General features: G+C 72.8%; 21 protein-coding genes. 19 read left to right on the top strand and 2 right to left on the bottom strand.

Features of this window, described 5'->3' with window-relative positions; all coding sequences use genetic code 11:
* Nucleotides 1-27 precede the first annotated feature (27 nt).
* The 4 genes from AW273_RS28985 to AW273_RS28970 are packed head-to-tail and all read left to right on the top strand — an operon-like array spanning nucleotide 28 to nucleotide 8,274.
* A complete protein-coding gene (locus AW273_RS28985; protein ID WP_062354868.1) occupies nucleotides 28-426 on the top strand; it encodes a hypothetical protein in 399 nt (132 codons plus the stop codon).
* Nucleotides 426-2,207 carry a CHAT domain-containing protein gene (locus AW273_RS28980; protein ID WP_062354865.1) on the top strand — a complete coding sequence of 594 codons (1,782 nt, stop codon included), beginning with the start codon at nucleotides 426-428 and terminating at the stop codon, nucleotides 2,205-2,207. Before AW273_RS28985 ends, AW273_RS28980 begins: the two co-directional genes overlap by 1 nt.
* A complete protein-coding gene (locus AW273_RS28975; protein WP_062354862.1) occupies nucleotides 2,204-7,120 on the top strand; it encodes a hypothetical protein in 4,917 nt (1,638 codons plus the stop codon). The genes AW273_RS28980 and AW273_RS28975 overlap by 4 nt, the downstream gene beginning before the upstream one ends.
* Nucleotides 7,117-8,274, top strand: a complete 1,158-nt coding sequence (locus AW273_RS28970) for a neutral zinc metallopeptidase (RefSeq protein ID WP_232327652.1) — start codon at nucleotides 7,117-7,119, stop codon at nucleotides 8,272-8,274. The genes AW273_RS28975 and AW273_RS28970 overlap by 4 nt, the downstream gene beginning before the upstream one ends.
* A gap of 18 nt (nucleotides 8,275-8,292) precedes the next feature.
* Here AW273_RS28970 and AW273_RS28965 read toward each other — a convergent pair whose 3' ends face one another.
* Nucleotides 8,293-8,928, bottom strand: a complete 636-nt coding sequence (locus AW273_RS28965) for a TIGR03085 family metal-binding protein (RefSeq protein ID WP_062354857.1) — start codon at nucleotides 8,926-8,928, stop codon at nucleotides 8,293-8,295.
* 210 nt (nucleotides 8,929-9,138) lie between these two features.
* On the opposite strand from AW273_RS28965, the gene AW273_RS28960 reads away from it, so the two are divergent.
* The 15 genes from AW273_RS28960 (at nucleotide 9,139) to AW273_RS28890 (ending at nucleotide 22,793) form a co-directional block, all read left to right on the top strand.
* Complete coding sequence (locus tag AW273_RS28960) at nucleotides 9,139-10,908, top strand: ABC transporter ATP-binding protein (RefSeq protein WP_062355002.1); 1,770 nt, start codon at nucleotides 9,139-9,141, stop codon at nucleotides 10,906-10,908.
* An 86-nt stretch (nucleotides 10,909-10,994) separates the two neighbouring features.
* Nucleotides 10,995-12,713: an ABC transporter ATP-binding protein gene (locus AW273_RS28955; protein ID WP_083950139.1), complete on the top strand. Its 1,719-nt coding sequence runs from the start codon at nucleotides 10,995-10,997 to the stop codon at nucleotides 12,711-12,713.
* Between the two features lie 58 nt (nucleotides 12,714-12,771).
* Entirely contained in the window at nucleotides 12,772-13,122 is a 351-nt protein-coding gene (hisI, locus tag AW273_RS28950; protein WP_030450267.1) for a phosphoribosyl-AMP cyclohydrolase, read from the top strand.
* Entirely contained in the window at nucleotides 13,119-13,652 is a 534-nt protein-coding gene (locus tag AW273_RS28945; protein WP_062354854.1) for a Trp biosynthesis-associated membrane protein, read from the top strand. The genes hisI and AW273_RS28945 overlap by 4 nt, the downstream gene beginning before the upstream one ends.
* Before the next feature lie 66 nt (nucleotides 13,653-13,718).
* Nucleotides 13,719-14,321: a DUF4190 domain-containing protein gene (locus tag AW273_RS28940; protein ID WP_062354852.1), complete on the top strand. Its 603-nt coding sequence runs from the start codon at nucleotides 13,719-13,721 to the stop codon at nucleotides 14,319-14,321.
* A 28-nt stretch (nucleotides 14,322-14,349) separates the two neighbouring features.
* The gene (locus AW273_RS28935) at nucleotides 14,350-14,754 is read left to right on the top strand and encodes a DUF2752 domain-containing protein (RefSeq protein WP_062354849.1); all 405 of its coding nucleotides are present in this window, start codon (nucleotides 14,350-14,352) and stop codon (nucleotides 14,752-14,754) included.
* A gap of 115 nt (nucleotides 14,755-14,869) precedes the next feature.
* Entirely contained in the window at nucleotides 14,870-15,682 is an 813-nt protein-coding gene (trpC, locus tag AW273_RS28930) for an indole-3-glycerol phosphate synthase TrpC (RefSeq protein ID WP_062354846.1), read from the top strand.
* 14 nt (nucleotides 15,683-15,696) lie between these two features.
* A complete protein-coding gene (gene trpB / locus AW273_RS28925; protein WP_062354843.1) occupies nucleotides 15,697-16,938 on the top strand; it encodes a tryptophan synthase subunit beta in 1,242 nt (413 codons plus the stop codon).
* 13 nt (nucleotides 16,939-16,951) lie between these two features.
* Entirely contained in the window at nucleotides 16,952-17,746 is a 795-nt protein-coding gene (gene trpA, locus AW273_RS28920) for a tryptophan synthase subunit alpha (RefSeq protein ID WP_062354840.1), read from the top strand.
* A gap of 497 nt (nucleotides 17,747-18,243) precedes the next feature.
* Nucleotides 18,244-18,768 (top strand): MauE/DoxX family redox-associated membrane protein, encoded by a 525-nt coding sequence (locus AW273_RS28915; RefSeq protein ID WP_232327651.1) that lies wholly within the window; start codon nucleotides 18,244-18,246, stop codon nucleotides 18,766-18,768.
* Nucleotides 18,768-19,526 (top strand): DsbA family protein, encoded by a 759-nt coding sequence (locus tag AW273_RS28910; protein WP_062354834.1) that lies wholly within the window; start codon nucleotides 18,768-18,770, stop codon nucleotides 19,524-19,526. The genes AW273_RS28915 and AW273_RS28910 overlap by 1 nt, the downstream gene beginning before the upstream one ends.
* A gap of 88 nt (nucleotides 19,527-19,614) precedes the next feature.
* Nucleotides 19,615-20,589, top strand: a complete 975-nt coding sequence (gene lgt, locus AW273_RS28905) for a prolipoprotein diacylglyceryl transferase (RefSeq protein WP_062354832.1) — start codon at nucleotides 19,615-19,617, stop codon at nucleotides 20,587-20,589.
* Nucleotides 20,586-21,302 carry a VIT1/CCC1 transporter family protein gene (locus AW273_RS28900; RefSeq protein ID WP_062354830.1) on the top strand — a complete coding sequence of 239 codons (717 nt, stop codon included), beginning with the start codon at nucleotides 20,586-20,588 and terminating at the stop codon, nucleotides 21,300-21,302. The genes lgt and AW273_RS28900 overlap by 4 nt, the downstream gene beginning before the upstream one ends.
* Nucleotides 21,299-22,105 (top strand): hypothetical protein, encoded by an 807-nt coding sequence (locus tag AW273_RS28895; RefSeq protein WP_062354828.1) that lies wholly within the window; start codon nucleotides 21,299-21,301, stop codon nucleotides 22,103-22,105. Before AW273_RS28900 ends, AW273_RS28895 begins: the two co-directional genes overlap by 4 nt.
* An 88-nt stretch (nucleotides 22,106-22,193) precedes the next feature.
* Nucleotides 22,194-22,793: a hypothetical protein gene (locus AW273_RS28890; protein WP_157556263.1), complete on the top strand. Its 600-nt coding sequence runs from the start codon at nucleotides 22,194-22,196 to the stop codon at nucleotides 22,791-22,793.
* Here AW273_RS28890 and AW273_RS28885 read toward each other — a convergent pair.
* On the bottom strand, nucleotides 22,758-23,918 hold the full coding sequence (locus AW273_RS28885; RefSeq protein ID WP_232327650.1) for a bis-aminopropyl spermidine synthase family protein: 1,161 nt from the start codon (nucleotides 23,916-23,918) through the stop codon (nucleotides 22,758-22,760). The two genes, AW273_RS28890 and AW273_RS28885, sit on opposite strands and share 36 nt — an antisense overlap.
* Between the last annotated feature and the right edge of the window lie 378 nt (nucleotides 23,919-24,296).

The raw sequence follows: 24,296 nt of genomic DNA, 5'->3' as shown, positions 1-24,296 counted from the left end.
GCCCCGTGCGTGACGCGTCGAGATGACATGCCGGAGAACCAAGGGCCCACCAAGCTGCAGGTCTGGTTAGGTGTGGGGCTCATCGTCCTGTTCGTCGCCGCCCTCGTGGTTCTCGTGCTGATGCGCGACGACCCGCAGTGGGACCGGCTCGTCTTCCTGCTCCAGGGGCTGGAAGCACTGGTCTTCGCGGCGGCCGGGGTGCTCTTCGGGACCGCCGTCGGACGCTCGTCCGCCGCCGTCCAGGAGGCCGTCCAGGCGCAGGACCGGGCGGCCGTGGCGGAGACCGACGCGGCCAACGGGCGGGCGCTGGCGTCGGCGGTGCTGGCGTCCGAGGAGCAGAGCGCGCGGCGGGGCAGCCGGGAGCCGGCGATGGCGGCCGAGTCGGACCTTGCGGCGCTGGCGCGGAGGTTGTTCCCTAACGCGTGATGAGTGTCGTCCGGGTCGGCCCGAGGAGCGCGTCCGGTCATCCGGTCGTGCTCGTCGACGACGCCGGAGAACGGCTGCTCCGGCACGCCGACCCGGCCCGGTTGTCCGCCCTCGGCGGCGACGCGTCCCCGCAGGGCCGGCGCTCCCTGGGCCGGGCGCTCCACGACCTGGTCCATGACCCGTCGCTGGACGCCGCCCGGACCGTCTACCTCGACATCGTTGACGAGGAGCTGAGGGCGCTGCCCTGGGAGTCGATGATCGCCCCCGACGGGCGGCGGCCGTTCCTCGCCGAGGGGGCCTGCTGGGCGCGCGGGCGACCGCGGACGCCGAGCCGTCCGGGGGTGCTGGTGCCGATCCGGCTGCTCATCGTGCTCGGCGACACCGGCGATCCCGCGCTGCTCGCCCGCGAGGAGGCCGACGCGATCAGACGGTCGCTGCGCGCCCGCCACGGCGCCTGGCACGTCGAGGTGCTCGACCAGCCGACCCCCCGGGAGTTCTTCGAGCGTATGGACGACATGCGGCCGCACGTCCTGCACTTCGTCGGCCACAGCGGGATCGATCCGCTGGAAGGGCTGCCGATGCTGGAGTTCAACGGCCCCTCGGGCGCCGTCGGCGTGACCGCCGACAGGATCGTCAACGCGATCACCGAGCCGCCCCGGCTGGTCGTGCTCAACGCCTGCCGGACCGCCTACGGTCCCGCCGCCTCGATCTGGGACCTCGCCGACGCCTTCGGCGCCGCCGCCGTGGTGACGATGCGGGGCGACGTCGCGTCCGCCCCGGCGGTGGTGTTCGCCGAGAACCTCTACGAGTCGCTCGCGTCGGGGGCGACGGTCGGCGACGCGGTCCGGGCCGCCCGCGTGGTCATGTTCAGGGAGGGCCTGCCCGAGTGGGAGGCGCCGTCGCTGGTGGTCGGGCACGCCCCCGAGGACGTGCTGCCGTGGAGTCTCGGCGTCGACCCCGACACGGCGCGCCACCTGGCCGAGCTCTATTCGGGGGTGGCGATGGCGGTCGACCGGGCCGCCGAACGATGGCGGTTGTGGGGCGGGGCCGACTCCGACGCGCCGCCCTACCGGGCGCTGCTCGTCGGCGGCGGGCCCGAGGTGGGCAAGTCGTCGCTCGTCCGGGCGTGCGTGTTCACCTGGCGGCTGCGCGGCTGCACGGCCCTGTACGTGGACGCCGAAGCCCTCCGCGACGGGCGCAACGTGCCGTGGCTCGACGTGGTCCGCGCGGTGGCCGACGCCCTGCCTCCGCTCGCCGGGGCCGAGAGGTTCCGGCACCACCTCGTCCACCTGAGACGCGGCCTGCGGCCTCCGCCGGGGCCCTTCCGGCCGGACGACCGGGGCCCGTGGGAGGCCGCCAACGAGGCGGAGCCGCAACTGCGCGAGGCGCTGTTCGAGGCGCTGCGCGGGCTGCTGGCCGAGGCCGGGCGGGTGACGATCGCCCTCGACCATCTGGCGCTCGTGCCGGAACTGACCGGCACCCTGGTGCCCGGCCTGCTCCTGCCGGTCGCGGAGGGCCGGCTGAGCGGGGTCTCCGTGATCGTCGCGGAGGACGACGAACGGGTGCTCGGCGCGTTCGCCGACGGCGCGCAGCGGCTCACGGTCGAGCCGTGGGACCGGGACCGCACCGAAGAGATCTTCCGTGAGTTCGGCGCCCGCGCCAACCGGCCCTATCAGGGCGGCTGGAAGGACGCCTCGGAGTGGGCCCGGGACAACACGCCGGTGTTCATGCCGTCCCACCTGCACATGTTCCACACCATGATCGCGGCTGGCCGGCCATGAGCGCCGAGGTGGAGGCGCTCGCCGAGGCCGTGGTCTCGGGCGCCCTGGAGTTGTGGGCCGGCGGCGACGTCGAGGCGTCGGCCCGGAAGGAGGAGGGCGGGCTGTCGGCGGGCTACGTCCGGCGGCTCGCCGGCCGGATGGCCGAACCGGTGGCCCGCCGGATCGAGCCGGCGCTGCCCCGGGAACCGGCCCCCGGCCACCTGGCGGCGGTCGGCAGGGTGCGTGACTCGCTGCGCGGGCCCCTCTCCGGCGAGGACGCCGACGAACTCGACCGAGGGTTGCCCGACCTCTCCGCGGACCTGCCCGGGCCGCTGGCGGAGTTCTACTTCGGGCTGCGCCGGGAGTGCTGCGCGATCCTGATCCAGACCGCCCGCTCGCTGCCGCTCCACCGTCCGGGCGTGCTGAGGGAGCTGGTCCGGCAGCAGAACACGATCGTCGGGCGGCTGGCCGATCTCGCCACGTTGTTGTTCGCCGCGCTGCCGTCCGGCGTGCGGGGTGCGCTGATGCGGTGCGCGCTGCCGGAGCGGTTCGACGAGGCGCTCTACGACGCGGTGTTGCGCGGCGACGGCCCGCCGCTGGCCGAGATGGCCGCGACCGGGCGGCTCAGGCGGCTGCCCGGCTCGGGACACTACCGGCTCGACCCGGCGCTCCGGGAGACGGCCTGGTCGCGGTGGTGGATCGACGAGGCGCGCGTCATGGGAGACGGAGTGCCCGACGCGATGCGCGAGACGGCCCGCCGGATCGCCGACGAGGTGGACGACGAGCTGGAGGAGCTGCGCCTGACCGCGCTGGTCTCACCCGGCGGGGCCGTCGCCGCCTTCCGCGTGCTCTACCGGCGCGCCGACTCGGCCTTCGACCTGGTCGCCTGCCAGGACGCGCTCGACGTCCTCGCCGCGCCCGACCTGATCGGCCTCAGCCCCCTCATCGCGGAGACGCACGCCACCTTCCAGGCCCGGCTGGCGGCCCGCACCGCCTACGCCACCGAATACCGCCAGACCGGCCGCTACCTGAGCAGAGACGCTCTTGAGCGCGTGCTGACCGGTGACGCCGCGGCGGTCCACCTGCACGCGCCCGGCGGGATGGGCAAGACGATGCTGCTGCGGTGGTTCACGGCCCGCTGGTGCCTCACCCAGTGGCCCCACGTGCCGATCGCGCGGATCGACCTCGACGCCGTCGACCCGGTCAACGCGGTCCGCCATCCGTGGCTGGTGCTGCTGGAGATCGCCGCCCAGTTGTCGCCGCAGATCCCCGGCGCGCCGTTCTTCGACCTGCTGCGCGACCACGACCGGTGGCGGCGGGTGCTGAGCCGCGCCGCCGTGCCCGACACCGCGCTGCTCTCCGAGGTCGACGCCGCGACCGCCGACGGGGCCGACGTCACCCGCCGCTTCTTCGCCGCCGACCTGCCCGCCCACGTGGTCGTGTTCGACACCCTCGAAGAGATCGTGCTCAGGCCCGCCGCCGACCCGCGTCCCTTCGTCGAGACGCTCGCGCGCCTGTCCGGGCGGGTCGTCCTCTCCGGCCGGTACGACCTCCGCGACCGTCTCCCCGGCTTCGCCGCCGCCTTCCCCGACGCCGAAACCGTCGAGGTGCCGCCGTTCGACGACGACCTGGCCGCCCGTTATCTGACCGAACGCCGGGGCGTGACACGACCCGGCCTGATCGACGCCATGGTCCGCCGGGCCGGCGGCCTGCCCTTCGCCCTCGCCATGTACGGCGACCTCGCCGAGGCCAACCCCGGGCTGACCGCCCGGGAGGTGGAGGAGGCCCGCGAACCCGCTCTGCTCTACTGCCTCGACCGCATCCTGGAACGTATCCCCGACGACCGGTTGCGCTGGCTGCTCCGCTACGCGGTGCTGCCCCGCCACCTCGACGCCGAGTTCGTCGCCGACGTGTTGTGGCCCCATCTGGAGGCGGGCCTGCGGGCCGAGAAGGTGCTCGACGACCCGGCCGAAGACGCCCGCCCCGACCGCAAGACCAAGATCTTCCTCCCCGGCCCGCCCCCGCCCGCCCCGGCGGCCCTCTGGGAGGAGCTGACGACCTACGCGGGGGCGACCTCCTGGGTCCAGCCCACCGGCGACGGCCGTCTGGTCTTCCACGAGAACCTGCGCGACCCGGTCCGCGACCTGCTCCGCGAGCACCCCGTCTTCGCCGTCCTGCACGCGTCGGCGGAGGCCCACTACACCCGCCGCGCCGCCCGGGAGCACTGGGCCCGCTGGTCGGCCGAGGCGGTCTACCACGCCTTCCAGCACCGGGGCAGGGCCGCCCTGCCGATGTGGCGGGCCCTGGTCGCCGACGCCTGGGGCGCCGGCCGTGCCGACCACGCCGGGGAACTCGCCGACGACCTGCTGATCTACGCCGGGGACGACGACGTCCGCTACGCGGCCCTCATCGAGCAGGCGCGGGCCGCGATCGAGGCCGCCCGGCGTGACCTCTCGCCCGGCGCCTCCGGGGCCCACTGGAACCGGGCCGAGAGCGCCCTCGCGGCGGCGGGGCGGCTGGGGGAGCCGTCCCCGATGCACCACGCCCTGACCGCGATGGTGCTCCTGGCCCGTGGCCGCCACGAGGAGGCCGAGGCGGAGCTGCTGGTGATCGCCGATGAGGACCTCGACGAGGACACCGCCGCCGAGGTCGACCTGGCCCTGACCGCCTCCGCCGACCAGGAGGAACTGCGGCAGGTGTACGCGCGGGCCGAGGAGCGGGACGACCGCCGGGGCGTCGAGTTCACGGCCCGCGCCCTCGGCCTGGACATCGCCGCGCGAGGAGGTTCCCTCGACGAGGCGGCCCGCTACCTGATGGAGTCGGGCGACCTGCCGGAGCTGGCCCGGCTCCTGATCCGGCACGGCCGGCCCGGGAGCGCGCTCGGCATGTTCCCGGGGGAACCCCAGACGGGGATCGCGACCGGCGCGGAACGCGACCGGCTGCTCGCCACCGCCGAGGCCATGATCGTGCTTCGCCGGCCGGCCGCCGCCGACCGCCTGCTGATCGGCCGCGTCTCCGCCGACCACACCGGTTCGACGATCGTGCGGGCCCGCGCCCTGGGCGACCTGATGGAGTACCAGCTCGCGCTCGACGCCCTCACGCACGCCCGCCGCCTGGCCACCCTCGGGGCCGACCGGAAGGCCCTCACCCGGGAGACGGCCCGGCTTCACCTGGAGGTGGCCGGCGACGTCGAGGCCGCCGAGCGGATACTCGGCGAGAACTCCGACGAGGTCCTGAATCCGGACCATCTGTGGGTGGACGTCCGGCTCGCGCAGGCGAGGGAGGCCGACGCGGTCCGCATCGCCCTGCGAATGGCGAAGGGATCGTCCGACCCCGTCGCCCAGGTGAGGGCGGCCGTGACCGGGCTCCAGGCCGGACTGCCCGTGGGTCGCGACCTCATCCGGTACGCCCGGCAGACGGACGATCTCGGCCTCCGCCTCGAATCGCTGCGGGAGCTGCGGAAATGCACCCTCCCCGTGGATCTGTCGGCGGTGGTCCTCGACCCGTGGCTGGCCGAGAGGGCCGATTGGGACCGGGAGGACCGGGCCTGCCTCGACCTGCTCGCGGTGGAGGTGGCGCGCGTGTCCGGCCGCGTCGAGGACGCCGCCCTGCTGCTCGACGACGCGGTCTTCGGCCTCGCGAACTCCGACGTCGTCGTATGGCTCGACTGGATCCGGGCGAAGAACCGCATCGGGCCCGCGAGCCCGGGGGAGTGGGAACCCCCGGAGATCCAGGGCGGCCCCGACCTGACGGGCGCCTTCCTCGCCGAGCTCGCCCGGCGCCGCCTGCCCATCGACCCGGAGTGGAAGACCTCCTCCCGGCTCGACCGGGCCCGCGAACTCGTCGGCGACCGTCCCATGGACTGGCACGGCACCCTCTGGGAGACCCAGGCCGATCTCGCCGCCTCGCAGGGCCGGCCCGACCACGAACACCGGCGACGGGCCATGTCGGTGTGGCGGGATCTGGGGCGGTCGGCGAGGCTTCGGGCGATCGAGCGCGAGTTCATCGCCTCAGAGCCGCCGGCCACCGACAGGTCCCCTGATCGCGAACCGGAAGTCGTCGTGCCCCTCGGCGGGCTCCCGCCCGTCGGCGACGACTGGACGGCTCCCCACGCCAGAGACGGTCTCGGCGACCGACTGCTCCCCGGGCTACGGGACCGGCTGGAGGACTCCCGGGAACCCGTCGACGTCCGCCTCGACGGCGACGCCGGCGGCGCGCCCTGGGAACTGCTCGGCTGGGACGGCCGCACGCTGGGCCGTCATCCCGGCGTCAGGTGCGTCTACCGGACGCCGGCCCGGCTCGTGCCGGTCGAGGAGCCGCCGGGGCGGCGGGAGCCGGTCGTACAGATCGTTCAGCCCGATCTGGTCCGGGCGGCCAGGACGCGCGGGCTGCCCGGTTCGCTCCTGGTCGCCGAGGTCTACCGGAACCGCGACCTCACGACCGGGACGCGGACCCCGCTGGAGGCGCTCGGCCGGCGGGAGATCGGCGTGCTGCACCTCGCCGGTGTGATGGACACCGCCCGGGGCGTGCCGGCCCTGTCCTTCCTCGGCGAAGACGACGGGATCGAACCCGGTGACCTGCACGAGGCGCTGCGGCGGCTGCGCGGCGGCCCGCCCCTCGTCGTGCTCGACGTGCTGGCGCCGGCCAACCGCGCCGAGTTCCCGCGGCAGCTCTCGCTCCGCAACCTGTTCGCCCAGGAGATCACGCGCGTCACCTTCCCCGTCACGGTGCTGGCCCTCGGCCCGGCGCCCGGCCTGACCCGTTCGGTGGCGATCACCGACGTGGCGTTCTCCGTGGCGGCGGGGTCGGCGACGGCGGGACTGTGGCAGCGGATCCAGAGCCACGAGATCGCCTCGGAGGACGACGCCTACGCCTTCGCCGCCACGGCGCTCTTCTCCAACGTGCGCCCCGCCGACATGCCCGGGTTCCGATGAGCCGCCGCGTGGTCGAACTGCACGCCAAGATCGCCGGCCTGGCGGCCGAACTCGCCGCCTGGCGTTCCCTGTCGGCCCCGGGCGCCCGTCTGGAGAAGCACCACACCCAGATCGCGGCCATCACGGCCGCCCTTCAGGTCGCCGTCGACCACCTCACCGGCAGGGCCGACTCGGGGGATCCGTGGACGGCGACGGAACACCTCCTGATCCGCACCCATGACGTTCTCGACTACTTCCGCGCCAAGTTCGCCCTCCGCCTGGCCGACGTCTTCGCCGACTACCTGACGGTCGCCGACGAACTCGCCTGGGAGTGTTACGAACCGGTCCGGACGTACGCCCCCCGGTGGAGGGAACCGCCGTTCGTCTTCCTCGACCGGTCGGCGGAACCCTTCTCCATCGCCCGGGGCTCCGACTACGCCGCCGAGCTGATCGCCAAACCCCAGGGCACCCTCCGCCGGGTCGTGGAGCGACTCCCCGTCCCGCTGATCGGCGTCCCGTGGTTCCACCTCCGCCACCTCCCCGACGCCCTGGTCATCGCCCACGAGGTGGGTCACCTGGTCGAGACCGACCTCGGCCTGACCCCGACGCTCCAGAGGCTGATCGCCGGATCGGGCCCCGACTGGCAGCGATGGCTCGGAGAGGTCTTCGCCGACGTGTACGCCACCCTCGCCACCGGCCCCGGCTACCTCAGCGCCCTGTCCGACTTCCTCGACACCGGATCGGGCGGCACGGGCGCGGGGGCGTACCCGCCCCCGGAGATCCGGCTCGACGTGGTCAGGGCGGTCCTCGGCGGCGCCGTCAGGACGCGGGCCGCCGAGGTGGCGCGGGCGCTGACCGCGGGCCCCTATCCGGAACTGGGCGGCCGTCGCCTGGACGAGATCCTCACCTTCGACCGCGACCTGGCCGACCGCCAGGCGAGCGCGCTGCTCCTGCGCATGGCCCCCGATCCCCGGTCGAACGTCCGCACCCTGCTCGCGTCGGCCGCCCTGGCCTTCGCCCGCGACCCGGAGACCTACCAGAGGGCCGGCACGACCGACCGTGTCGTCGGCGCCGCGCACCGGAAGATCACGGCGGGGGTCCGCGCCGCCGTCACACCACGGGCGGCGGAACGCGACCACGAAGCGGGCCAGGCCGTCCTCGACCTGCTGCGCTGACCGGAGCCGGCCCGTTCCTCACATGCCCAGCCGGGCCCCCATCAGCTTCTCCACCGCCCACGGCTCCCCGTCGAGCGCCACCCGCGCGTGGTCCTGCCGCCCGAACGCGAACAGCAGCAGCTCCTGCGCCGGCCCCGTCACGACCACGGCCGGGTCGGACATCTTCGCCCCCGCCTTCTGGCCCGTCCCGGCCCGGCGCAGCACCACCCCGACCGGCGACTTGCGGAAGAACACCCGGGCCCCGGCGGCGACCCGCTTCCACAGCAGGTCGTCGAGGTCGGCGGGCAGTTCCCTGGGCTCCCAGCCCGCCTGGGCACGCCGCACGTCCTCATGGTGGACGAAGAACTCGATCGTGTTCACCGCCGAGTCGAGGCCGGGGATCAGGCCGTAGGGCGTCCACAGGGGCGGGCCCTGCCGGACCTCGTTCACCACCTCGGCGTAGGGACGCGCCCGCACCTGCGCCTGCACGTTCCGCGTGTAGGGCGCCAGGAACTTGACCGCGATCCCGGCGGCGGCGTCGATCCGCCGCTCCCGCACGACCAGGTGGGCGGCGAGGTCGGCGGTCTCCCACCCCTCGCACAGGGTGGGCGCGAACGGCCCCAGATCGTCGAGCAGTTCGGTGATGGCGGCACGTTCCGCGCGGGCGTAACTCATGGCTCAACCCTAAGCACCCCGCCGCCGGGAATAAGAGCGGTGATCGTCGTGATTTCCCCACGTGGGCTTTGCCGGCCCTACGCCCATGGGCCCGCCCCCCGGTCAGACCTTGGTCCGATCCGAACTGTCGGCCGTCGTTTGTATGGTCGGATCCTGAACCACCCGAACGGAAGGAAACCCCGAGTGCCCGACAAGGTGTCATCCGCGGTCATGCGCCAGGGGTTCCGCGTCATCGGTCACGCGGTCCGGACCGAACCGAAGATCTTCACGGGCGCGGTCCTGTCCAGCGCCGTCTACGGCGTGACGACCGTGTTGTCGTCGTGGGCCCTGGGCTGGGCGACCGAGAACGCCGTGCTGCCGGCCTTCCGCGACGGCGACGCCACCGGGGGAGCGCTGGCGCTGGCGGCCACGCTGATCGTCGGGGTCGCGGTGTTCAAGGCGCTGGGGGTGATGGGCCGGCGCATCATGGCCGGCATCCACCAATACCGCATGCAGGCGCATTTCCGGCGGTCGCTGGGGCGGCAGTTCCTCCGCCTGCCGCTGTCGTGGCACCACCGCCACCCGACCGGCCAACTGCTGTCCAACGCCAGCTCCGACGCCGAGGCCGCCTGGGGGCCGCTCGCGCCGCTGCCGATGGCGGTCGGCGTGATCGTCATGCTGGTCGCCGCCGCCGTCGCGATCGTGCTGACCGATCCCGTGCTCGCCGTGGTCGGCTTCCTGATCTTTCCGGCGATCGCCCTGCTGAACCTCGTCTACCAGCGCAAACTCACCCCGCTCGCGACGCGGGCGCAGGAGTTGCGGGCGGCGGTGTCCGAGGTCGCCCACGAGAGCTTCGAGGGCGCGCTCGTGGTCAAGACCCTCGGCCGCGAAGACGCCGAGGCGGCCCGGTTCGACGACAGGGCCGCCGCGCTGCGCGACGCCAACATCGCCGCCGGGCGGGTGCGCGGCATGTTCGACCCGCTGCTGGAGGCGCTGCCGACGCTCGGCGTGCTGGCCGTGCTGCTGTTCGGCTCCTACCGCCTCGCCTCCGGCGACGTCACCGCCGGTGAGCTGATCCAGGTGTCCTACCTGTTCACGCTGCTCTCCTTCCCGGTTCGGGCGCTCGGGTGGGTGCTGGGCGAACTGCCCCGCTCCGTCGTGGGCTGGACCCGGGTGCAGGAGGTGCTGCGCGCCGAGGGGGCCATGGTCCACGGCTCCGCCCGGCTCCCGGCCGACCGCCCCGCGGAGCTGGCCGTCACCGGCGTCTCCTTCGCCTACGAGCCCGGCGTGCCGGTGCTGCGCGACGTCGGCTTCACCGTCGAGCCGGGCCGCACGGTCGCCGTGGTCGGCCCCACCGGCTCGGGCAAGTCCACCCTGACCCAGTTGCTGGCCCGCCTGGTCGACCCCGACGAGGGCGTGGTCGCGATCGACGGCGTCGACCTGCGTGAGGTCGAGCGCGACGGCGTGAGCGGCGCGGTGTCCCTCGTGCCGCAGCAGACGTTCCTGTTCGACGACACCGTCCGGGGCAACATCACGCTCGGCGCCGACGTCCCCGACGAGAAGGTGTGGGCCGCGCTGCGGCTGGCCCAGGCCGACGGGTTCGTCAGCGCCCTGCCCGAGGCCCTCGACACCAAGATCGGCGAGCGCGGCACCACCCTGTCGGGCGGCCAGCGCCAGCGGCTCGCGCTGGCCCGCGCGCTGGCCCGCGAACCCCGGCTGCTGATCCTCGACGACGCCACCTCCAGCGTCGATCCCCAGGTCGAGAAGCGCATCCTGTTCGGCCTGCGCGACCAGCACGCCACCGTCATCGTGATCGCCTACCGCATGGCCACGATCTCCCTGGCCGACGACGTCGTCTACGTCGAGAACGGCTCCGTCGCCGACCACGGCCCCCACGAGACGCTGCTGGCCCGCTGCGCCGGCTACCGCGAGCTCGTGACGGCCTACGAACGTCAGGAGGCCGAGAACGCGGCCCTCGAAGAGGAGGCCGTGGCCCCGTGACGACCAACACAGTGACCACCAACACAGTGACCACCCAGACGCTCCAGAACGTCGAGCGCGGCGCGCTCGAGACCATCCGCCACGGCATGCGGTTGTCGCCGGAGTTCCGCCGCGGCCTCGGGGTCACCCTCGTGCTGGCGATCCTGGCCACCGTGGGCAAGGTGATCGTCCCGATCGCCATCCAGCAGGTCATCGACCAGGGGCTTAGCGGTTCCTCGCCCGACCTGCCGTTCATCCGCGACGCCGTGCTGGCCTGCGCGGCCGCGATCCTGCTGACCGCGCTGGCGGGCTACGCGATGAACGTGCGGCTCTACCGGGCCACCGAGTCGGGCCTGGCGACGCTGCGCGGCAAGGCGTTCCGCCACGTCCACGACCTGTCGGTGCTGACCCAGAACACCGAGCGCCGGGGCGCCCTGGTGTCGCGGGTCACCGGCGACGTCGACCAGATCAGCACCTTCATGCAGTGGGGCGGCCTGCTGATCATCGTGGCGAGCGGCCAGCTCGTGATCGCGACCGTGCTGATGGCCGTCTACTCCTGGCAGCTCACCCTGCTCGTGTGGGGGCTGTTCCTGCCGCTGGTCTTCGCGCTGCCGAAGTTCCAGCGCATGGTCGCCCGCAACTACCTGACCGTGCGCGAGCGCACCGGCGACACCCTCGCCGCGATCAGCGAGTCGGTCGTCGGCAGCGCGGTGATCCGCGCCCACGGCGCCGAGGAGCGCACGGCCACCCGCATCGACGCCGCCGTCGACGCCCAGCGGGCCGCGCAGACCCGCGCCCAGAAGATCATCGGCTTCACCTTCCCGATCACCGAGCTGGTCGCCTCGATCGCCATCGCCGGGGTGGTCGTCGTGGGCGTGCTGCTCGGCGTCGGCGGCTCGATCACCCCCGGCCGCCTGGTGGCGTTCCTGTTCCTGATCACGCTGTTCATCGCGCCGCTGCAGACCGCGACCGAGGTGCTCAACGAGGCCCAGAACGCCATCGCCGGCTGGCGCCGCGTGCTGAGCGTGCTCGACACCCCGGCCGACGTCGCCGACCCGGGCGAAGAGGGCGTCACCCAGCCGCGCGGCCCGATCACCGTGGCGTTCGAGAACGTCGGCTACGCCTACCCCGACGGCCCGCCCGTCCTGCGCGGCGTCGACGTGGTCATCCCGCCGCGCCGACGGGTCGCGGTGGTGGGCGAGACCGGCTCGGGCAAGACCACCTTCGCCAAGCTGCTGACCCGCCTGATGGACCCGGTCGAGGGCCGCGTCACGGTCGACGGCGTCGACCTGCGCGACCTGCGCTTCGCGTCGCTGCGCGAGCGCATCGTGATGGTGCCGCAGGACGGCTTCCTGTTCGACTCGACCCTGGCCGAGAACATCCGCTTCGGCCGTCCCGGCGCCACCGACGACGAGATCGCCGGGGCGCTGGCCGAGCTCGGCCTGGCCGACTGGCTCGACGGCCTGCCGGGCGGCCTCCAGACGGCGGTCGGCCAGCGCGGCGAGTCGCTGTCGGCGGGCGAACGCCAGCTTGTCGCCCTGGCCAGGGCCTACCTCGCCGACCCCGACCTGCTGCTGCTCGACGAGGCGACCTCGGCGGTCGACCCGGCCACCGAGGTCCGCATCGCCCGCGCCCTCGACGGCGTCACCCGCGGCCGCACGGCCGTCTCGATCGCCCACCGCCTGTCGACGGCCGAGGCGGCCGACGAGGTGCTCGTCTTCGACCGTGGCGAGATCGTGCAGCGCGGCCCCCACGCCGAGTTGCTCAAGGAGCCGGGCGTCTACGCCGACCTGCACGCCTCGTGGGCCGGCGCCACCCGGAGCTAGCCGCGCGCGTCGATCAAGGATTTGCCGTCGTCGCTGGTCGCTGCGGCAGAATGGTCATATGTCCCTGGACCCGAAGATCGCAGACCGTCTCAAGCGGACCGGCGACGGGCTGGTGCCCGCCGTCGTCCAGCAGCACGACACCGGTGAGGTGCTGATGCTCGCCTGGATGGACGACGAGGCGCTGCACCGCTCGCTCACCACCGGCCGGGCCACCTACTGGTCGCGCAGCCGGGGCGAATACTGGGTCAAGGGCGAGACCTCGGGCAACGTGCAGTACGTCCGGCACGCCGCGCTCGACTGCGACGGCGACACCATCCTGCTCAAGGTCGACCAGCGTGGCCCCGCCTGCCACACCGGCACCCGCACCTGCTTCGATGACGACGTGCTTCCGGTGATCGAGGGTTCATGAACCGCCGCGCGCTCTACGCCTGGCTGGTTCTCAGCGTGGCCGCCGGGGCGCTCGCCCTGTTCGCGGGCGGCCGGGTGTGGGCGCAGTTGCTCGCGCCCACCGGGCCGGCCAGCCCCGAGACCGTCCACGACGTCTCCGGCGCCGACGTCGCGCCGGTGGTCACGCCGGTCGTGCTGGCGGCGCTGGCGGGGTGTGTGGCCGTGCTCGCGACCAAGGGCGTCTTCCGGCAGGTCGTCGGCGTGCTGGTGGCGATCTGCGGGGGCGCGGCCGTGGTCGGGATGACGCGGGTGTTCGACGACATGCTGCTGCTGGAGGCGGCCGATCTGCCCGGCGCGTCCGTCAACGTCACCGTGTGGCCCTGGCTCACCGGCCTGGGCGGGTTGCTGCTGGTCGTGAGCGGCCTGTGGGCGGCGGTCGCCGGGAAGAGCTGGCCGGGCATGTCGTCGCGCTACGACCGCGCCGATCGCGGCAAGCCTCCGTCGGAGCGGTCGATGTGGGATGCCATCGATCGCGGAGACGATCCCACCTGATTACAACTTGTCCTCAGGTTGCCCTGATTTGATGGGGATGTCGGCCCCCGTCGCTACAGTCGTCGCATGACTTACGGGAACCAGCCCGGCGACTCGGGGGACCGGGGTAACGACTACCCGGGTTACGGTCAGCAGCCGGACTACGGCCAGGGCGGCGGCTATCCGCAGCAACCCGGCCAGCCCCAGCAGCCCGGCTACGGTCAGCCCGGCTATGGGACGCAGAACACCCAGCCCGCGGGGGGCTACGGCCAGCCCGACTACGGCTACGGCCAGCAATACCAGCAGGGTTATCAGCAGGGCTACCAGCAGCCCGGCTACGACCAGGGCTACGCGCAGCCGGGCTACGGCTACGCCGCCCCCCGGCCCACCAACGGCCTGGCCGTCGCCTCGCTCATCATGGGCCTGATCGGCCTGGTCTTCTGCGGCGTGACCGCGATCCTGGGCGTGATCTTCGGCCACATGTCGCTGAGCCGCATCAAGAGCAGCGGCGAAGACGGCCACGGTCTCGCGGTGGCCGGTCTGGTGACCTCCTACATCACCATCGGCCTGTGGGTGATCCTCTGGCTGGTCTTCGGCGCCGCCATCCTCACTCTGGTGGGCATCGCCGGGGCGGCCCAGGAATACGGCGACACGATCAGCGACTGGCCCACGGCGTTCCCCACCTCCTGAGCCACCCTGGCTGACCTACCCTGGGGCGATGACCTCCAGAACCGCCGCGGTCGTGCTCCCGGCCGCGGTCGGCGGCCTGCTCGCGGCGGCGACCGTCTTCGTCGCGGTCGTCGACCCGTCGCGGCCCGGCCACTTTCCGCCGTGCCCGTTCCTGCTGGTCAGCGGCTTCTACTGCCCGGGGTGCGGCGGGCTGCGCGCGGTCCACGCGCTGACCCGCCTCGATGTGGGCGGCGCGTTGTCGTTCAACCCGCTGTTCGTTGCGGTCGCCCCGTTCCTGGTGTACCTGTGGGCGAAGTGGCTCTCGTCCGCCTGGCGGCAGAGGCCACTGCGGACCCGCCTGACGGCACCCGTGGCCGTCTGGTCGTTCGTCGCACTGGCCTTGTTGTTCGGGGTTTTCCGCAATACGCCGTACGGCGCTTTCCTCGCTCCGTGACCGGCACCCGATGGCGGGCCGACGTCGGCAAGGCCGATACCATCGGCAGGACGCAGTCGACCTGGAGGGATCCGGAGCACGTGAGCGAACGAGCCAGCAAGGGCGGTGAGGTCCGATGACGGTTCTCGACGACATCCTCGAGGGCGTCCGCGAAGACCTCGCCGAGCGGCAGAAGGCCGTGTCGATCGATGAGCTCAAGGAGCGCGCCCGGCGCGCACCCACTCCGCGTGACGTCTACGGAGCCCTGAAGGGCGACCGCGTCTCGGTCATCGCCGAGGTCAAGCGGTCGAGCCCGTCCAAGGGTGCGCTGGCCGCCATCGCCGACCCGGCCGCGCTGGCCGTCGACTACGAGGCCGGCGGCGCCCACGTCATCAGCGTGCTGACCGAGCGCCGGCGCTTCGGCGGGAGCCTCGACGACCTCGCGGCCGTGCGCGCCGCCGTCGACATCCCGATCCTGCGCAAAGACTTCATCGTCACCGCCTACCAGCTCTGGGAGGCCCGCGCCCACGGCGCCGACCTGGCCCTGCTGATGGTGGTGTCGCTCGACCAGAACGCCCTGGTCTCGCTGATCGAGCGGGCCGAGTCGATCGGGCTGGTCCCGCTGGTCGAGGTCCACACCGAAGAGGAGCTGGCGCGCGCGGTCGACGCGGGCGCCAAGCTCATCGGCATCAACGCCCGCGACCTGCGCACGCTCGAGGTCGACCGCGACGTCTTCGCCAGGCTCGCCCCGAAGGTGCCCGAGGGCGTCATCCGGGTCGCCGAGTCGGGTGTGCGCGGCCCGCACGACCTGCTCGCCTACGCCCGCGCCGGCGCCGACGCGGTGCTGGTCGGCGAGAGCCTCGTGACCGGCAAAGACCCGCGTTCGGCGGTGAACGACCTGGTCACCGCGGGCGCCCATCCTTCGTCCCGCCAAGAACGGCAGTCGTGACCGGAGACTCGTCCATGTCCATCTCTGAGGGCACCCTCATCACCCCCGCCGACTTCACCGGCGCCGGTTCCGCCGGCGACGTCAGCGAACGGGGCAAGTTCGGCGTGTTCGGCGGGCGCTTCGTGCCCGAGGCGCTGATCCCGGCCCTCGACGAGGTGGCCGCCGAATACGAGAAGGCCCGCACCGACATGGCCTTCATCCGCGAGTTCGACCACCTGCTGCGCACCTACGCCGGTCGTCCGACGACGATCACCGAGGTGCCGAGGTTCGCCGAGCACGCGGGCGGCGCCCGCATCCTGCTCAAGCGCGAAGACCTGACCCACACGGGCGCCCACAAGATCAACAACGTGCTCGGCCAGGCCCTGCTGACCAAGCGACTGGGCAAGAGCCGCGTCATCGCCGAGACCGGCGCGGGCCAGCACGGTGTCGCCACCGCGACTGCCGCCGCCCTGATGGGTCTCGAGTGCGTCATCTACATGGGCGCCGTCGACTGCGAGCGGCAGGCCCTCAACGTGGCCCGCATGAAGCTGCTCGGCGCCCGGGTGGTGCCCGTCACCAACGGCAGCCAGACCCTGAAAGACGCCATCAACGAGGCGTTCCGCGACTGGGTCACCAACGTCGACTCGACCCACTACCTGTTCGGCACGGTCGCCGGTCCCTACCCGTTCCCCGGCATCGTCCGCGACTTCGCCCGCATCATCGGCGTCGAGGCCCGTCGCCAGGTCCTCGAACTGACCGGCAAGCTGCCCGACGCGGTCTGCGCCGCCGTCGGCGGCGGCTCCAACGCCATCGGCATCATGCACGCCTTCATCGAAGACGAGGGCGTGCGGCTCCACGGCTACGAGGCCGGGGGCCGGGGCCTGGAGACCGGCGAACACGCCCTGACGCTGACGGCGGGTTCGATCGGCGTGCTGCACGGCAGCCGCACCTACGTGCTGCAGGACGATGAGGGCCAGACCATCGAGTCCCACTCCATCTCGGCGGGCCTCGACTACCCGGGCGTCGGCCCGGAGCACGCCTGGCTCAAGGACAGCGGCCGCGCCACCTACCACGGCATCACCGACGCCGAGGCGATGGACGCGTTCGCCCTGCTCGCCCGCACCGAAGGCATCATCCCGGCCATCGAGTCCTCCCACGCCCTGGCCGGCGCGCTCAAGCTGGGCCGCGACCTCGGTCCCGACGCCACCATCCTGGTCAACCTGTCCGGTCGTGGTGACAAGGACATGGGGACCGCGATGAAATACTTCAACCTGTAGCCGGAAGCCAGCCATGACGACACTTGCCACGGTCTTCGAGAAGGCCCGCGCGGAGAACCGCGCCGCGCTGGTGGGCTACCTGCCCGCCGGGTTCCCCACGATCGACGGCGCCATCGCCGCCGCGACCGCCATGGTCGAGGCCGGCTGCGACGTGATCGAGATCGGCCTGCCCTACTCCGACCCGCTGATGGACGGCCCGACCATCCAAGACGCCGTACACCGGGCGCTGGAGAACGGCACCCGCATCGCCGACGTGATGCGCACGGTCGAGGGCGTGGCCAAGTCGGGCGCGGCGACCCTCGTCATGACCTACTGGAACCCCATCGACCGCTACGGCGCCGACCGCTTCGCCCGCGACCTGGCCGACGCCGGGGGAGTCGGGACCATCACCCCCGACCTCACCCCCGAAGAGGCGGGCCCGTGGCGGGAGGCCAGCGCCTCGGCCGGCATCGACACGGTCTTCCTGGTCGCGCCGAGTTCCACCGAGGAGCGCATCGGCATCGTGGCCGACTGCTGCACCGGCTTCGTCTACGCCGCCTCGCTGATGGGCGTCACCGGCGCCCGCGAGTCGGTCGGGTCGGCGGCCGAGGGCCTGGTCAAGCGCACCCGTCCCCACACGGCCCTCCCGGTCTGCGTGGGCCTGGGCGTCGGCACCGGCGGCCAGGCCGCCGAGGTGGCCGCCTACGCCGACGGCGTGATCGTGGGCTCGGCCTTCATCCGCCGCCTCCTCGACGCGCCGAACGAGCAGGAGGGCCTCCGGGCCGTCCGCGAACTCGCCGCCGAACTGGCGGAGGGCGTCCGCCGCTAGCCTCTCCCGTTTCGAACGGCCGGTCACCCTCGCGGTGACCGGCCTTTCCTCCGTTACGGCTCCTTTTCCGTTACGGCTCCGCCCACCCCGGCGCCGACCGCCGACCACGGCCCGCGGCCGTATCCGGCGCCGACCGGCCGCGTCGCCGGGCCGCCCCACGAGCACCCGGCCGGGTTCGGCCCGAGACGGGTCGTGGCGACGCGGCATGGGCGGGGCCGGTCGGCGCCGGTCGGGGCGAGGAGGAGGGCGGCGGTCGGGGCCGGCCTGGCGGAGCCGTAACGGAGGGGAAAGCCGTGGGATTTACCCGGTCAGGCCTCCCCATACCCACCCCCAGGTTTCGCCTTACCAGGTGTTTATCGAGGTCATGGTGGGGTGGACTCCAATAAGTTCGGGACCGGTGGCCGTGTAGGCGGCCCCGGGACCTGGGAGGAGTCTCCGTGTCAACGCATCGTCGCGGCCAGAGTTCGTCACTCAGTGCATTCGTCGTTGTACCCTGGGTGACGACCGTCGCCCGGCTCGTGCTCGCCGGCGTGCTCATCGTCGCGGGGTGGCTGAAGGTCGGCGCCCCCGCTCTGTCGGTGCAGGCCGTGCGCGCCTACGAACTACTGCCGGACCGGATCGCCACGGCCGTCGGATACGGCCTGCCCGTGCTGGAGATCGTCGTCGGAGTGCTCCTTGTCCTTGGCCTGCTCACCCGCCTGTCGGCGGTCGGCGCGGGGCTGCTCATGGTCGCCTTCGTCATCGGCATCGCCTCGGCGTGGGCGCGGGGGCTGCGCATCGACTGCGGCTGCTTCGGCGGCGGCGGGCCGCTCGCCGAGGGACAGGAGCCGTCGTATCTCCCGGAGTTGCTCCGCGACTTCGGGCTGGTGGTGCTGGCGGGCTGGATCGCCTGGTTCACACCGGGCCGGTTCGCGCTCGACACGCCCCTGGGCCTGGCCCCCCGCCCATACGCCGAGGAGGAGTCCGGCGATCACGAGCCCGGCGTGAGTGATCACTTGGATGAAGTGAAGGAGAACCACTGATGGGCAAAGGCGCACGCGAGGCGACGGCCCGGGAACGGATCGCCGCGCAGCGGCAGGCCGACCGCAAGAAAGACCGCCACCGCCGCCTGGCCACGATGGTCACCATCGGGACCATCGCCGTCCTGGCCATCGGCGGCGGCGCCTGGTACGCCGCCGCCCGGGACACCGCCGAGCAGCAGGCGGCGGCGGCCGAACTCGCCCCGACCACCGTCAACGCCGACGGAACGGTCACCATGGCCCGGCCGGGGGTGACCGCGCCGGTGCTCGACGTCTACGAGGACTTCCAGTGCCCGGCCTGCAAGGCGCTGGAGGAGTCGTCGGGGCCGACGATCAAGAACCTGGCGTCCGAGGGCAAGGCCAAGGTCGTCTTCCATCCGATCACGATCTTCTCGATGGAGCCGACCAAGTCCAACTCGGTCCGCGCCGGGGCGGCCTCCCGCTGCGTCACCGACGGCTCGCGCTGGCCGGCCTTCCACGACCGGCTCTTCAAGGAGCAGCCGTCGGAGACCGTCGAGGGCTTCGCGCTGACCGACCTGGTCGCCTGGGGCAAGGAGGCGGGCATCACGGCGCCCGACTGGGAGAAGTGCGTGACCTCCCAGAAATACGCCCAGACCCAGCTCACCCAGTCCGAGAAGGTGATCCACGCCCAGAAGATCACCGGCACGCCCACGCTCAAGCTGAACGGCAAGGACCTCGACTCCAACGTGGCCTTCGTGCCGAACAAGCTCCGGCAGGCCGTGCTCGCGGCCGGCAAGTGACGCTTGAGGATGGGGTGATCAACCTGAGACGGGCTCATTGGTGACGAGGGTGCGCGAGTGCGCCTCGGAGGCGGTAACGTCCTGTGACATGCCCCTCGCCTCGATCCCGAGCCCGTCGCAGGGTGTCTGGTACCTCGGACCCCTTCCCATCCGGGCCTATGCGCTCTGCATCGTGCTGGGCGTCGTCGTCGCCGTCTGGCTCGGCGAGCGCCGCTGGCGCGCCCGTGGCGGCCTGCCCGGCACGATCACCGACCTCGCCGTCTGGGCGGTCCCGTTCGGCCTGGTCGGCGGCCGTCTCTACCACGTCATCACCGACAATCAGCTCTACTTCGGAGCTGACGCGGAGAACGAGTGGTACCACATCTTCTTCATCTGGAAGGGCGGCCTCGGCATCTGGGGGGCGGTCGCGCTCGGCGCCGTCGGCGTCTGGATCGCCTGCCGCCGGCGCGGCATCTCCCTGTCGGCCGTCGCCGACACCGTCGCACCCGGCATCCTGATCGCCCAGGGCATCGGCCGGGTGGGCAACTACTTCAACCAGGAGCTCTTCGGCGGTCCCTGCGACTACGCCTGGTGCCTGGAGATCGAACCCGGCCGCCCCGGCACCGTGCCCGGCGCGCTGACCTACCACCCGGCGTTCCTCTACGAGCTGCTCTGGAACTTCGCGGTGGCGGGCCTGCTCCTGCTGGTCGGGTCGCGCTTCACGCTGCGCCACGGCCGCCTGTTCGCCCTCTACGTCATGGGCTACACCCTGGGCCGCTTCTGGATCGAGGGCCTGCGGGTCGACCCGGCCCACGAGATCCTCGGCATGCGCCTCAACCAGTGGACCTCCATCGTGCTGTTCCTCGGCGCGCTGGCCTACTTCTGGCTGACCAGGAACAAGACCACCGAAGAGGTCATCGTGCCCGAGGGCGGGCTCTCGCCGGTGTCCGAGGGCGCCGAGGCCGACCCGGCCCACCTCCACGACCAGGCCGACGACCACGAGAACGAGACCCGCGGCGAGCCGGATGAGACCGCCGCCCCCGACGACAAGACGGAGAAGGCCGAGGAGGCCGGTCAGAGATGACCGGCGCCGCCGGCCCGGAACTCCCCTCCCACCACAACCACCGCGACGTCACGGGTGGCTGGCTGCGTCCGGCGGTGTTCGGCGCGATGGACGGCCTGGTGTCGAACTTCGCGCTCATCGCCGGCGTGGCCGGCGGCACGGCCGACACCCGCGTGATCGCGCTCGCGGGCGCCGCGGGCCTGGCCGCGGGGGCGTTCTCGATGGCCGGGGGAGAGTACGTCTCGGTGGCGAGCCAGCGTGAGCTGGCCCAGGCCGAGATCGCCGTCGAACGCCGCGAGATGGCCGTCCACCCCGAAGAGGAGCAGGCCGAGCTGGCCGCCCTCTACGAACGGCGCGGCGTCGACCCCGAACTGGCCGCCGAGGTGGCCCGGCAGATCTCCCGCGACCCCGAACAGGCCCTGGAAGTGCACACCCTCAACGAGCTGGGCGTGCGGCCCGACGACCTGCCGTCGCCGGTGACCGCCGCGTTGTCGTCGTTCCTGTCGTTCGCCGTCGGCGCCGTGATCCCGCTGGTGCCCTACCTGGCCGGGGTGACCTCCCTCTGGTCGTCGGCCGTGTTGTCCATGGTGGCGCTCTTCGGGGCGGGCGCGCTGGTGGCCCGGGTGACCGCGCGGAGCTGGTGGTTCACCGGCCTGCGCCAGCTTCTGGTCGGCGGGATCGCCGCCGCGCTGACCTGGGGACTGGGGTCGCTGATCGGAGCGAGCGGCCTGTGACCCCCGCCAAGTCCTCCCGCGCCAAACGCCGTCCGGCGCCCGAAGACACCTGGGGCAGCGTCAAGCTGGCCGAATGGGGGCTCACCGGCGGCCAGCAGAAGATCCTGGCGGTCCTGGCCTCGGTCGTCGGCATCCTGCTCATGGCGTTCGTGCTGGTTTTCGTGGTCGAGGCGTTCGACGAAGACCCGACGCCCGAGCAACTGTCGAGTGCGCCGCTGGGCCAGGCCCGGCCGTCGGCCTACCGGGCGTGGCCGTCGCTGAAGCAGTTCGCGCCGATCGCCGACCGCGCCGCCGACGCGAAGCCGCTGACCGTCGAAGAGGTCTTCACCACCAAGACCCTGAAGGCCGGCAAGATCACGCTGAGGCTGGGCGAGCGGGTGCTCGACGCCGACTGCGCCGGCGCCGTCTGGGGCCGGGCGCTGACCGAGGCCCTGGCGACGGCCGGCTGCACCCAGGCCGCCCGCGCCCAGTTCACCAGCTCCGACGGCCGCTACGTCGCCCAGTACGCCCTGTTCAACCTGGAGTCGGCGACCGCCTCCGGCGAACTGGTCCAGGAGATCTCCAACCTCTACCGGGGCGGCTGGTTGTTGCCGCTGCCGTCGGCCGAGCCGGCGCTGACCGGCTTCACCGAGGCCAGCGGCCACGCCATGGGCCACTACCTGGGCCTGGTCTGGATCGGCCGCGCCGACGGGGAACGTCCCGAAGACACCGACGACATGGTGACCCTCGGCCTGGCGGTCCGCGAGGCGGAGAAGGTCGTCTACCGGCGGGTGGTCGCGGTGACCGGGGTCCCGGCCGGCTGAGCACCCAATGGCACCGTCCGCCCACGCTCGGTGTCCGCCTTTCGAGATGTCCGCCCTCCCGCGCCCCGATCCCCGTCATGATGGTGCGGTGAGGGTGGGACTGATGATGCGGGCCGCGCCGATGCTGGCGCCGGTGCTCGCGATGGCGCTGGCCGGGTGTTCCGGCGCCGAAGACGTCGCCCGGCCCGGGACCGTCCGGGCCGAGATCAGCTCGGCGATCTACGCGCCGATCGCGCAGCAGCGGGTCGACGCCGCGCCGCTGACCGAGCAGGAGGTCTTCCCGGCTCCCGCTCTCGGCGTCATGAAGAAGGAGTCGGTCACCCTGACCGCCGACTGCGGCGCGGCCGTGGCCGCCGACGTCGACGGGTGCACCCAGGTGGTGCGGGGGTTGTTCCGGGGGCCCGAGCTGGTCGGGCAGGTGGCGGTGTTCAACCTGGGCGACGTGGCGCAGGCCGACGCGCTGGTCCACCGGTTCCGGGAGGAGCTGTTCCTGACGCCGCTGGGCTCCGAACGGGCCGGCACCGCGATGGTCAGGGCGATGGGGCACTTCGTGTCGGTGAGCTGGGTGTCGGCCGAGGGCGACGCCCAGCCAGACGCCCAGCCAGACGTCAGGCCCGACCTGGCCGAGCCGCTGGCCGCCCTCGACCTGGCCTCACGCTTCGTCCAGGCCCGGATCCTCGCCCTCTAGGCTGCGGGCGACCGCCGCGGCGAGGCCGGTCAGGCGGTGGAGCGGGAGTTCGAGGGCCGTCGCGCCGGCCCAGGCCGGGACGCGCGCCCTGGCCTGGTTCTTCGTCAGGCCGAGCTCGGCGACCAGGCCCTCGCGCCAGGCGTTGGCGACCTTGCCGTGGCTGCCCGCGAAAATCCGGCGGGTGACGGCGTCGGGGGCGGGCGGGAGCCGTACCGGAGAGGACGTGCCGAAGACGCGGACCTCGGCGTCGCGGGCGGCGAGCACCAGGCGCGGGAGGGCGGCCTCCAGGCCGGGGGCGTGGATCGCCACCCGGGAGAGCTGCGCGGCGTAGGGCTTGGCCAGCCAGGTCGAGAGGCGGACCCGGGGCACACCCGGGAGCAGGTCGCGGGGCCAGTCGCCCACGAGCAGGTCGGGGGCGTAGTCGCCCAGGTCGGGGGGCGCGGCCTTGGCCGATTCGACTGCCTGCGGGCCCTGGGTGTAGATCGCGGTGGCCAGGCGGTCGACGCGGGAGGCGACGGCGGGCCAGCTCTTGGTGGTCGGCCGCAGGACGTAGAGGTCGGCCGCGCTGCCGATCGCCTCGGCGCCGTCGTAGCGGTTGAAGTCGGGGTAGATCGCCTCGTTGAGGAGTTGCAGGTCGGCCAGGGCGTGCTGGACCTTCAGGGCCAGCATCGGGGTGCGCTCGGAGGCGCCGTAGGCGAGCAGGACCCGGCCCTCGTCGCGGTCGCGCAGGCCCTCCAGGCCCCGGGCGACGAAGAGGCCGACGCCGTCGGGGGTGTAGGGCGGGTCGGTGATCGCCAGATCGCCCCAGCCCCGGGCCGACGGGGGCAGGCCCAGCCGGAGGTCGGCCCAGCGGGTGGTGACCCCGAGGTCCTGCTCGTCGATGTAGGCCAGGATCCGGTCGTCGACGTCGACGACCATGACCTCGACCTCGGGGTGGATGAGACGGACCGCCAGCGACGTGAGGTCGTGGTCGCCCACGCAGAGCAGCCGCGAACCGGGCAGCCAGAACCGCGCGCCCAGCAGCAGGGCCCGCCTGACCACGGTCTCGGGCGTGGCCGACACGTGGTCGAGGGCCGACCGTCCGCGCGGCGCCCGGGCGATGATCCCGGCCATCCTCTCGACCACCGATGCGTCCACCAAGTGAGACACCGGGTCCGAAATAGAGGACGATATCGAAATGTTGTAGAGTTTGACCTGTTCAGTTGGGATTCGGACGTGCTGGTCGCGATGCTCAAGGGGGAGCACGCGCATGAGCGCCTCGATCGTCCTGCGGGACGTCGCCGTCTCCCTGACCACATCGGCGAGCGTCCACCAGCGTCCGTCCGACAGGAGAGAGACAGCCTTTCGCAACCGCCGTCCGTCCACACCGGCACGCGCGTAGAGCTCGTCGATCGACATACGCGAAACCTTAGTGGCCCCGGCAGGTGCCATCCGGAAACGGTGGGGTAACCTCTACTCACCACAACTGCAGCAGGGCCAGCGTCGTCCCTCTGTCACCACGCA

This window comes from Herbidospora yilanensis, assembly GCF_001570565.1.
GTDB classification, from domain to species: domain Bacteria; phylum Actinomycetota; class Actinomycetes; order Streptosporangiales; family Streptosporangiaceae; genus Herbidospora; species Herbidospora yilanensis.
Note: the sequence above shows the minus strand (reverse complement) of the source record. Positions and strands in the feature narration are given on the sequence as shown.